This window comes from Legionella stuttgartensis (genome assembly GCF_977063405.2).
Window position 1 is genome coordinate 116,663 of the sequence record NZ_CDRUHA020000109.1, and the last position, 10,329, is coordinate 126,991.

The following is a 10,329-nucleotide window of genomic DNA, read 5'->3' on the forward strand; positions in this document are numbered from 1 at the left end:
AATCCACTTACGAGAATTTTCGATTCGGGTTAATATAGACCTTTTACAGCATTCGCGTACTATTAAACCCAAAAATGTCCATATCAGTACCTCATAAAAAACGTGTTTCCTGCGTTGTTCCCGTTTACAATGAAGAAGCAGGAATAGCAGAATTCATTGCGGCATTGACTGATACCTTACAAAAACTTGGTTATGCTTATGAAATACTTATTGTGGATGATGGCAGCCAGGACAACACGCCGTTGATTATTCAGCAGTTACGATCTCAATTTGTGCTTCGTTGCATTCGTTTTAGTCGAAATTTTGGGAAAGAAAATGCCATAAGCGCAGGCCTTGATCATGCCCAAGGTGACGCCGTTATCCTTATGGATGCGGATTTCCAACACCCGCTTGAACTATTAGGCCAATTTCTTGCCAAATGGGAAGAAGGCTATGATATGGTTTATGCTGTCCGGCAAAATCGTTCCGACGAATCCTGGTTAAAAAGAACATGCGCCAAAGCATTTTATCAATTTACCTCGCGAATTAATCGGATCAACATTCCAGCAAATGCTGGGGATTTTCGACTGCTGGATCGGAAAATCGTAAAAGCACTGCAGAAATTACCTGAACGCAATCGTTTTATGAAGGGCTTATACAGTTGGGTGGGTTTTAAACAAATTGCAATTCCTTTTGAAGTCCAACCTCGTAAAACCGGTACGTCACAATGGAACTTTTACTCGCTTTTGGATTTGGCAATCACCGGAATTACATCCTTTACAGCATTTCCGTTACGAATGATTGCTATTGGTGGAATTAGCGTTGCAACTCTGGCAATACTCTATGGCCTTTGGATTATTATCAGTACCATGATTTTTGGTATCGAAACGCCTGGTTGGGCAACTATAGTCACCACAATTACTTTTTTTGGTGGTTTGCAATTGTTTGCCTTGGGAGTAGTGGGTGAGTACATTGGTCGAGTTTTTGATGAGGTCAAACACCGCCCCCATTACGTTATTGATGAGGAATCCAGTTTTGATGACAACCCCATTAAAATTAAGGCATAGACTAATTTATTTTATAGGTATTGGTGGTTTTGCTGCTTTATTCCATCTCTTCACTGTATTCAATTTAGTGAAATTTATCCATGTGCAAGCACTAATAGCCAATGTTTTTGCCTTTTTACTTGCCTTTAATGTCAGCTTTTTAGGACATAAATATTTAACCTTTTCTCAGTTGCATGATGAAAAAATCTTGAGCTTGCCGCATTTTTTTCTAGTAGCGGCTTCTGCGGGACTCATTAATGAAATGCTTTATTTTTTATTATTACGTTACACTACTTTAAATTACCTGTTTGCTTTATTTCTCGTCTTGGGATGTGTCTCCGTTTATAGCTTCATCATTTCAAGATTTTGGGCCTGCCGTCAGATTGCAAAATAGCCCCCATAGTCATGTCATCCTAAGATTTTCTCAACCCAGGTCATCCTAAGGCGTTCCCGATCTCATTCCCGCGCAGGCGAGAATCTATCCATCAGGATCGAGGTAAGTTATTGTTCGAAGTAAGATATATAATTTTAAGAGATCAATTCTCGAGAATGCCTAAAAAGGAAACCATCCAATTAAATTTCCACTTCACTTTGTTTCAGTATAATTTCCTCTTCGCCGCGAATGCATTGAATTGTTCTCTTTTTTACATCAAAAACATATTGTAACCTGCAATACTCTCTAGGGTTTGAAAGTAAATTGGGATTAAACACAACGAGATTAATCCCCTGTAGATGTCGAGCAGACGGAACAATCAATAAGGGATGTCCTTCTTGAGCTACCCGTCTGCCTGTTTCTTGGCATTGAGTATAATTATCTGGATCAACAAGCCAGGGGAATTCTGCTTTCTTTCCAGTCAGATCAAGTCCCAATCCCTGGCAATAAACCTTGGCAACTCTTCTGTCAATGATGACCGTATCTTGGGTTTGAAAAACTTCCCAGGAGTCCTTTATTTCTTGAATAAAATGATGGTTTGTTTCATAAATTGTCGTTTTCAATGTTTCTGAACCATACCAACACGCAATTGCACCATCGCTGTAACGCGAGCTGGTTATTTTTTCAAATGGATAGTCAATAAAATCATTCTTACTATAGTCAAATGCGCGTTGAATTAGCGATTGGTGGGTTAATTCAGGATGGGTATAACTTTCTATAGTATTGGCTGCGTCCCAATTTACTGGATCATCACTGAGATCATCAAATAAATCTTGGGATACCTTTATGCCCCTTATATTTCTAAAAACATCTTGTGAGTATTCCCTGACTGTATCAAACAAAGACACGTTACTGACCTCGCATAAAATCCGTGAGCCGTCTTATTTGGGCAATTCCAATATAACCTTGCTCCAGCATAAGGTCTAAAGGGCGAAGATTATGAAGTTTTTGATTTCTCCCTTTTATCCATTGATAGACTACCTCTCGATTATATGGATACAGAATTCTCAAATTTTTGTGAATACCTAAGAGATTGCCTACCCGCTCGATTGTGTCTCTGCCTGATATATGAGCGGTTCCTTTTTTAAATTTGGCAAGTTGCGCAGGACTGATGCCCCCTAATAGTTCACACTCTTCTTCATTTTTCAATTGCCAATGTTTAAAAAGTGCAACCACATTCTGGGTATTGCGTTTTAGAACATCCGCACTTAAATCTTGAGATGTAAAAGGTGCCAAATGTAAATGATTCATGTCGTAAACCCTCTATTTATAGATAATTATAGTATATAAATAGATTTTTACAATAAATTATAATAGATAGAAATTTAGGGCAGAAAGAAAATTGAACCCTATCGTAAAATCGACAGTGAATTGTAGCGATCGTTTTTTATGGATTCCCAAGGGGCTCATGGGTTATCGGGAAGAGAATCGGAATAAATGCCATTCACAATTTCAACAGGCTCACGAACGATGAGACGATTTCCAACCATTTCTTTCACTTTAGGTAATATTGCGTCCACCTTTTCCACGGTGTCGACGAATTGCACAATTAAAGGAAGCTTGCTTCCTATATCCACCAATGATGCAGAGACAATAGGATTGTTATACGTGAATCCGGCAAGTGCACGTAATACCGTCCCCCCTACGATTTCATGCTTATCAAGCATACTTAATAGCTCAAGGTACAAAGGACGATGCTGCCATTTATCTGCTTCATTAATATAGACAGAGACGTTTACATGATTCATATTAGATTGCCCGAGCGAGCACCATGCCCGCAACAACAGCCAATAATGAAAAAAGATTATTGCAAATAAAATTTAGCGCAGCAAGTGCATAATCACTTTGTTCTACCAATACATAAGTTTCGTAACTGTAGCTTGAAAAGGTTGTATAAGCACCACAAAACCCAACAGCTACAAATGAGCGCCATCGTGGATCAACTTCCACTCGCTCTAGAGTCCAGGCAAGAAAAAAACCTAAAATGAAGCTTCCAGTAAGATTAACGATGAACGTTCCAAAAGGAATATCTGCTGATAAATACTTAACAGAAAAACGTCCCACGAAATAACGTAAATTCGCACCAATGATCGCACCACAAGAGATCCAAAAAACGTCATTCAAGGGTTTATTCCTTTTTATTAAAATAGATGATGATTGACAAAAAAGATAATACATTAAAAAGGATAAACGAGTAAAATTAACCTAAGGTTGCTTTAGGAATACTCTAGATGCTCATGTTGCTCTAACTGAATATGAAACTCTTCGCAATCCTTTAAGAACTCATCACTTGAAAAATAATTAAATTCTTTGATCCGCGCTTGAGTGATAGGATCTGAACCATCTGAGTTTTCACCCGGGTGACACATAATTAACGTATTGTCTCTCGCAAAATGCATCCATTTTCTAAATAATTCTCTATAGTTTGTATTGGGTGCAAAATCATAAATCCCAGAGAAGTATCGATTATGTGGGATGTTTAATTGGATGAATTGTTTCATTAAGGCCTTGCCCCCAGTAATACGCAGTACTTTCGCTTTAAACCGATATTGTGGCAAATTAATAGCAGGCCAGGTGGAACGAATAAAGGTTCCATGTTTTTTCAATTTTTGTGTATAAAGATCCAACATCACTTTTCGTATAACGGGGAATTGATGAACATGCTGATGGCCATCAATAAAATCAGGTGGTTGTTGCATGACCTGGGTAAATTGCTCCAGTTGCGCTAAAAATTCTTTTGCAATGAACGATAGTTTCAGTGAGCGCATATGCGTTTTTATCAACAATTCAGCTAAGGTGAAGCTCGATTTTTCAGGAATTGAGGTCAAATTGCCTTCTGTTAGATTGAAATGTAAACCAATTTTGATGCGCTTGCTTTTTTTTAAGGCAAGCAGTTCGGGAGCATAAGGAATAAAATCTGGCATATTCACCATGCAACTTACAGCGGACAACCGACCCATGCGTACTAACTTAAGAATCCCTTCTGAAACCCCGGAATCTAAGCCAAAATCATCTGCACACAAAGTTATGGTTTTCGAATCAAGCACAATGGAGACCAATAGTTAAATAAAGGCATATGATATATCATTTTGTTTATGAAGTCGTATTCTGGATGAACAAACTGTCACTTGCTCGATGTCTACGCTTTGCTGCATTACTAAGGGACCCAACAATTTTTATGCAGTTTCCGACTGTACTTTCACGGCAAAGAAGCGTGCGCCTAAGATATTGATACACAAACCACCGATCACCAATAATCCTGCGGCAAGTTTCCATAGCTGAAACGGCTCACCCAATACTAAAACTGAACTAAGGATAGCAACAATAGGGACCAATAAAGTAAATGGAGCAACAACGCCAACCGGATAGCGAGCGATGAGCCAGTTCCAAACCCCATAACCTACCCAAGTTGAAGCAAACACAATGTAACACAACGACAGAACACCGCGCCAACTTAAATGTTCATAGGTATAAACAAAACGAGCAGGTCCCTCAACTATTAAAGAAAGAAGAAACATAGGTACACATGCAACAAAACTTCCCCAGGCAATAATTGCCATCATATTGTCGGTACTTCCTTTAATTTTCTTAGTGATAAGGTTACCAAATCCCCATGTTGCAGCAGCAGCAAGAATAAAGACGAAACCTGGCAAAGAGATTTCACTATCAAAATGCATGGCAACCAATCCAATTCCAAATGAAGCCACCAAAGCCCCAATAATCTGCCCCATATTGGGTTGTTCACCTAAGAAAATCCCAGCAAAAAACATACTGAAAAATACCTGTGTTTGCATGAGTAAAGATGCCATTCCTGGGGGCATACCAATGTTCATACCCATAAAAAGAAAGGCGAATTGCAAGGCAAACATAACAAAGCCATAGAGGACTATCACTCTGAATGAACCTTGTGGAATTTTGATGAACAATATAGCCGGAACACTCGCCAATAAAAAACGTAGGGCACAGAGCAACAACGGTGAAATTTCTTCCAGTCCAAAAGAAACAAAAAGAAAATTTACCCCCCAAATTACCACAACTAAAAGAGCCAATAAAAGATGTGTAATAGGCATCATTGAGTGATCCGACAAAAACCTTATTTTAGCCTAAACACTGTAATAAAGCCATTTGTTTAGTTTATTTTTTAATCACTTAAGTGATCAAAAAAAGTAAAATTTGCTTACTAATAAGTAGATATATTTGTCATAAAAAATTTAATTCCTATTTTTAATCCATCACGTTAAACTGGCTTACTTTTCTAAAAGAGTTGAAGAAGCTCTGTTAACTGCCATAGAGCCGCCTATTCGAGGTTCCACTGTGCTTCACTTAAGCTGTTCTATGTAATTCCACATTTTATGGTTTAAATTATGAAAGAAATTATTCTTGCTACCAGTAACTCCGGTAAAATTAAAGAATTGCGCGATTTATTAGCTCCTATTAATTGTATTCCTCAAACCGATTTGGGAATTACAGATGCAATAGAAAATGGCTTAAGCTTTGTTGAAAATGCGCTCATCAAAGCGCGTCATGCCAGTTTACATGCAGGAAAACCTGCATTAGCTGATGATTCAGGGCTCGTAGTGCCTGCATTAAATGGCGAGCCAGGAATTTATTCGGCGCGTTATGCAGGTACCCATGCAACCGATGCGGAGAACATCCATTTGTTATTGGAAAAAATAGCCCACGTTCCTGCAAAACAGCGCGAAGCTTGGTTTTATTGTGCCATCGCATTGGTACAACATGCAAAAGACCCTACTCCTATTATCGCAACGGGTTTATGCAAAGGAATGATTCATGACCGCCCTCTTGGGGAAGGTGGATTTGGGTATGATCCCATATTTTATATTCCTGATTTTCAATGCACGGTAGCACAATTACCTGCTAAAATTAAAAATAATATCAGTCACCGCGCACAAGCTTTAAAGCAATTGCGTGATCTACTTAAGAATTGATGATGGATACGGATGCACTCTTTGCGCAAGCATATAAATTTCAGTATGAAGGTCAACTGCCCCAAGCCATTAGCCTTTATGAGCAAATATTGTCCCAGGAGCCCAAGCATCTAAATACCTTACATTTTTTAGGGCTCACTTATGCTCAACTAGGTGACATGGATAATGCAATTCTCTATCTGTTACAAGCACTCTCCTTAAGTCCAGATAATGCCAGCCTGCTTAATAACCTGGCGAATGCATACAAAAAATTACATCAACTTGATAAGGCAGTAGAATATTATCAACAAGCCATAAAACTGCAGCCAGATTATGCCCAAGCTCATAATAACCTTGGAACAGTCTACGCGTTGCAAAATAATTATGCACAAGCATTATTACATTATACTCGTGCAGTACATGCTCAACCTGACTTTAGTGCAGCACATTTTAATTTAGGCTTATTATTGCTGCAAAACAATCAATTAGATGCGGCTAAAATTCAATTTAATAATGTCGTATCCTTAAATCCTTTTCATACAGAAGCACTGTTCTATCTCGGTGTTCTACATCTGGAAAAAAATGCACTTGCTGAAGCAGAAAAAGCCTTTCAAAATGTATTGGAGCAAGACAGTAGACAAATAGAGGCGCTTTCTAACTTAGGTGTAATTGCTTTAAAAAGACAACAAAATCAATTGGCAATCGATTATTTCAGTAAAGCATTAGCCTTGGATAATGAGAATATCGAAGCCCGTAATAATTTAGCCGCTACCTTTATGCATCATGATCGTTTTGAGAATGCGCTTATGCATTATGATGTCTTACTGCAAAAAGACCCTGACAATATTGAATATTTATATAATTCAGGCGTAGCGCAAATGGCTTTAGGCCATTTAAATGAAGCGGTTATTCTTTTCGACCATATACTCGAGTTAGAACACTCTCATACCTCTTCACTCAATAATCTGGCCGCAATTTACATTAAGTTGGAACAAAGAGATAAAGCAAAAGAATACCTCGAGCGTGCGCTAGCGATTAATCCCCAGGATACAATCAGTGCTCATATGTTCCACGCCCTTACTGGAGATGAACAGGCAAAAACCACTCCGGAATATGCACATAATTTATTTAATAACTATGCGCTTTATTATGATCAACATATGAAAGGCACACTGAATTATTCCATACCGCAACACATGGCACGTGTAGTCCACCAACTCGAATTACCAACGAACACCCACACTTTAGATTTAGGTTGCGGAACTGGTTTAACCGGAATCGTTCTTCGGGAGCTCAGTAAACACTTAACCGGTGTTGATATCTCAGAAAAAATGCTGGCTCAGGCCAAAGAAAAAGAAGTTTATGATAATTTGGTTAAAGCTGAAATCAATCAATTTCTGCAGCAAAATAAAGCATTTTATGATCTCATTGTCGCAGCCGATGTGTTACCGTATTTTGGGGAACTTGACACACTTTTTCATACCATTTATCACCACTTAAAACCTAAAGGATATTTTATCTTTACAACGGAGATTGGTTCGACTATCCCCTGGTCGCTTGAAACAAGTGCGCGTTTCAGCCATCATCCTGACTATATTAAAAAATTAGCCGAACAAAATCAGTTTCGGCTGGTAATGCAGGAAAAAATTCCAGCACGCATTCAAAATAAATGTATTTTGGAGGTTATGCTCTATGTTTTAACAGTTTGAGCAACTTAAAGCAAGAAAATAAAATAGTAATATACTATATATAGGGGTTTAGGAAATGACTCTATCGATTTTATGATAGAGCAAGGAGCTTATATGTCAAAGCCCATTAAAGGACTTAAATTTGTCGAAGCGCCGCAACTAACTTCCAGCGAACAGCGCGAGATCGATCGTAAAATTGAGTTTGAAACAGCCAAGTCCTTTCACAGCATGGTCAAACTTGGTGCATTTGCCAATATTTTGGGTGCGTTTTTTTACGTTCTAGCAGTTTATAATACAACCCGGCCTGTATTAATTATTTCATGGTATAGCATTTTGGTGCTTGCAAACTTGCTCAATGTCTTATGGGCCTTTCGTTTCGAATACAAGCACATAACCCGTGAAGAAATTCTTAAATGTCGAAAAGGATTTCTCTATCTGGTTGTTTTAATCTGTCTGATATGGAGCAGTATTGGGATTTTGTTTATGGATGATGGAATGGATCAACGGATGACCACCATTATCTTTTTGTCTGCTGTATTGATTTGTTTTTCCTTCTCAACTGCAATTGATTTAACAATGGGGATCACTAGTATTGTTTGTTTACTTACCCCAACAATTTTATATCATCTGTATCTAATCATTGATTTATTTCATACTGAGGTCAGTCACATTAGCATGTCAGTTGTGGGCTCTTTTCTTGTACTTGGGATATTTATGCTCGTTGCTTGCTTTGTAGGAAATAGAATCATTTTAAAAGTATTTCGTTTAGGTTATGAGAATGCATTACTTAGCCATAAACTAGAAAATATGAATACTTTATTAGAACAACGAGTCAAAGAGCGTACTGAAGAATTAGAACAATCGCTTAAATTAGTCACCTACCAGGCAACCCATGATTTATTAACCGATTTGCCTAATGAACGTTTTCTTTACGAACACATTCAGAATTCCACGGAACGAGCAGTTAAAGAGCACCAAAAATTTGCCATTGCTTGTTTTTCATTAAACAATATGATGAAAATTAATGATAGTATCGGTCATCAAGCATCCGCAACAATAATTCATCGTGTCGCCCAACGTTTTGCTCAATTAGCAGAAAATAATAAAAAATATTTCATTTCTTTATTACGCAAAGATGTATTTGTTATTTTAATTGATCCCATCATTGATCCACTGGAAGCTGAAGACAGCGCTCAAGAATTGTTTGTTGTATTAGAAAATCCTGTGTATGTTGCCCAACAAGAATTAAACTTAACAGCAAGCGTTGGCATCAGCATATTCCCGAATGATGGCCGAGATGTAGATACACTGATTACTAACGCAGAGGCAGCACGAACCTTAGCCACCGAGCGTGGAGGAAATAGCGTGCGTATTTACAATACCGTCATCACTGCAGATGCCTCCAGACAATTGAATATTGAAAATCAACTATATCGTGCCATTGAAAATAATGAGCTCATCTTAAATTACCAACCCTTTATTGATCTAAGAACGGGAACAGTTTGTGGTGCAGAGGCTTTAATACGTTGGAAAAACCCCGTTCTAGGAATGCTCTCTCCATTGGAGTTTATTCCTTTAGCAGAAGCTAACGGTATGATTCTTCCTATTGGTGAATGGGTGTTACACACCGCATGCCAGCAATTGAAACAATGGCATGACAGTGGCTTTAAGTTAGTTATGTCGGTTAATTTGTCAGCAAAACAACTCGTCCAACAAGACCTAGTTGAACGTATCGAGAAAATTTTAGAGCAACTGAAGCTATCCCCCAAGCATCTTGAACTTGAGCTAACAGAGTCCAATGCATTTCAAAACGACGCCATCCCAATTATTAATAAATTTACCGAAATGGGTATCTCACTAACCATCGATGACTTTGGTACGGGTTATTCTGAATTTGGTAATCTGAAACTATTTAAAGTGAATAAAATAAAAATTGATAAAACCTTTATCCAAGATGTTGACGTCAGTATTGATAGTAGAAATATTGTAATTAACACCATAGCCTTGGCCCACCGGATGAACATTGATTGTCTGGCTGAAGGTGTAGAAACGCTTGAACAAATTAAATTTTTAAAAGAAAACGGATGTTACATCATGCAAGGCTATTACTTCAGCAAGCCCTTGGATGTTAAAGATTTTTCTGAATTCTTAAAAGCCCACTCCACAAATACCTATGAAGCGTTAACCAACTGGTAAAAAATAAACATCTATAGTCTACTCCAGGCTACAAATAATATCTCTTAAGATATGGATGA

At 38.0% G+C, this 10,329-nt stretch carries 11 protein-coding genes; 5 read left to right on the forward strand and 6 right to left on the reverse strand.

Translation table 11 applies throughout. From position 1 onward, the window contains the following. Nucleotides 1-74: 74 nt before the first annotated feature. Nucleotides 75-1,046 (forward strand): glycosyltransferase family 2 protein, encoded by a 972-nt coding sequence (locus ACWTEW_RS35305; RefSeq protein WP_454782661.1) that lies wholly within the window; start codon nucleotides 75-77, stop codon nucleotides 1,044-1,046. Beyond that, nucleotides 1,018-1,419 (forward strand): GtrA family protein, encoded by a 402-nt coding sequence (locus ACWTEW_RS35310; RefSeq protein WP_454782662.1) that lies wholly within the window; start codon nucleotides 1,018-1,020, stop codon nucleotides 1,417-1,419. The genes ACWTEW_RS35305 and ACWTEW_RS35310 overlap by 29 nt, the downstream gene beginning before the upstream one ends. Nucleotides 1,420-1,598: 179 nt before the next feature. On the opposite strand, the gene ACWTEW_RS35315 is transcribed toward ACWTEW_RS35310, so the two are convergent. The 6 genes from ACWTEW_RS35315 to ACWTEW_RS35340 all read right to left on the reverse strand — a co-directional run bounded on the left by ACWTEW_RS35315 (nucleotide 1,599) and on the right by ACWTEW_RS35340 (nucleotide 5,528). Then, a complete protein-coding gene (locus ACWTEW_RS35315; protein ID WP_454782663.1) occupies nucleotides 1,599-2,306 on the reverse strand; it encodes an RES family NAD+ phosphorylase in 708 nt (235 codons plus the stop codon). A 1-nt stretch (nucleotide 2,307) separates the two neighbouring features. Continuing rightward, nucleotides 2,308-2,709, reverse strand: coding sequence for a hypothetical protein (locus ACWTEW_RS35320; RefSeq protein WP_454782664.1), 402 nt, complete (start codon nucleotides 2,707-2,709; stop codon nucleotides 2,308-2,310). Between the two features lie 155 nt (nucleotides 2,710-2,864). Beyond that, nucleotides 2,865-3,206 carry a DUF190 domain-containing protein gene (locus tag ACWTEW_RS35325; protein WP_454782665.1) on the reverse strand — a complete coding sequence of 114 codons (342 nt, stop codon included), beginning with the start codon at nucleotides 3,204-3,206 and terminating at the stop codon, nucleotides 2,865-2,867. Nucleotide 3,207: 1 nt separating this feature from the next. Next, nucleotides 3,208-3,582, reverse strand: a complete 375-nt coding sequence (gene crcB / locus ACWTEW_RS35330) for a fluoride efflux transporter CrcB (protein ID WP_454782666.1) — start codon at nucleotides 3,580-3,582, stop codon at nucleotides 3,208-3,210. 92 nt (nucleotides 3,583-3,674) lie between these two features. Then, on the reverse strand, nucleotides 3,675-4,505 hold the full coding sequence (locus ACWTEW_RS35335) for a ChbG/HpnK family deacetylase (RefSeq protein ID WP_454782667.1): 831 nt from the start codon (nucleotides 4,503-4,505) through the stop codon (nucleotides 3,675-3,677). A 129-nt stretch (nucleotides 4,506-4,634) separates the two neighbouring features. Beyond that, entirely contained in the window at nucleotides 4,635-5,528 is an 894-nt protein-coding gene (locus tag ACWTEW_RS35340) for an EamA family transporter (protein ID WP_454782797.1), read from the reverse strand. A gap of 294 nt (nucleotides 5,529-5,822) precedes the next feature. Between ACWTEW_RS35340 and rdgB the strand changes: the two genes are divergently transcribed. From rdgB to ACWTEW_RS35355, 3 genes are all read left to right on the forward strand, one after another. Next, nucleotides 5,823-6,407 carry an RdgB/HAM1 family non-canonical purine NTP pyrophosphatase gene (gene rdgB / locus ACWTEW_RS35345; RefSeq protein WP_454782668.1) on the forward strand — a complete coding sequence of 195 codons (585 nt, stop codon included), beginning with the start codon at nucleotides 5,823-5,825 and terminating at the stop codon, nucleotides 6,405-6,407. Nucleotides 6,408-6,409: 2 nt separating this feature from the next. After that, nucleotides 6,410-8,095 (forward strand): tetratricopeptide repeat protein, encoded by a 1,686-nt coding sequence (locus tag ACWTEW_RS35350; protein WP_454782798.1) that lies wholly within the window; start codon nucleotides 6,410-6,412, stop codon nucleotides 8,093-8,095. A 93-nt stretch (nucleotides 8,096-8,188) separates the two neighbouring features. Beyond that, nucleotides 8,189-10,270 carry a putative bifunctional diguanylate cyclase/phosphodiesterase gene (locus ACWTEW_RS35355; RefSeq protein WP_454782669.1) on the forward strand — a complete coding sequence of 694 codons (2,082 nt, stop codon included), beginning with the start codon at nucleotides 8,189-8,191 and terminating at the stop codon, nucleotides 10,268-10,270. Nucleotides 10,271-10,329 lie beyond the last annotated feature (59 nt).

Coding starts and splice junctions, on each gene's coding strand:
- ACWTEW_RS35305 (WP_454782661.1), top strand. CDS start 75: ATGTCCATATCAGTACCTCATAAAAAACGTGTTTCCTGCGTTGTTCCC.
- ACWTEW_RS35310 (WP_454782662.1), top strand. CDS start 1,018: ATGACAACCCCATTAAAATTAAGGCATAGACTAATTTATTTTATAGGT.
- ACWTEW_RS35320 (WP_454782664.1), bottom strand. CDS start 2,709: ATGAATCATTTACATTTGGCACCTTTTACATCTCAAGATTTAAGTGCG.
- ACWTEW_RS35325 (WP_454782665.1), bottom strand. CDS start 3,206: ATGAATCATGTAAACGTCTCTGTCTATATTAATGAAGCAGATAAATGG.
- ACWTEW_RS35340 (WP_454782797.1), bottom strand. CDS start 5,528: ATGCCTATTACACATCTTTTATTGGCTCTTTTAGTTGTGGTAATTTGG.
- rdgB (WP_454782668.1), top strand. CDS start 5,823: ATGAAAGAAATTATTCTTGCTACCAGTAACTCCGGTAAAATTAAAGAA.
- ACWTEW_RS35350 (WP_454782798.1), top strand. CDS start 6,410: ATGGATACGGATGCACTCTTTGCGCAAGCATATAAATTTCAGTATGAA.
- ACWTEW_RS35355 (WP_454782669.1), top strand. CDS start 8,189: ATGTCAAAGCCCATTAAAGGACTTAAATTTGTCGAAGCGCCGCAACTA.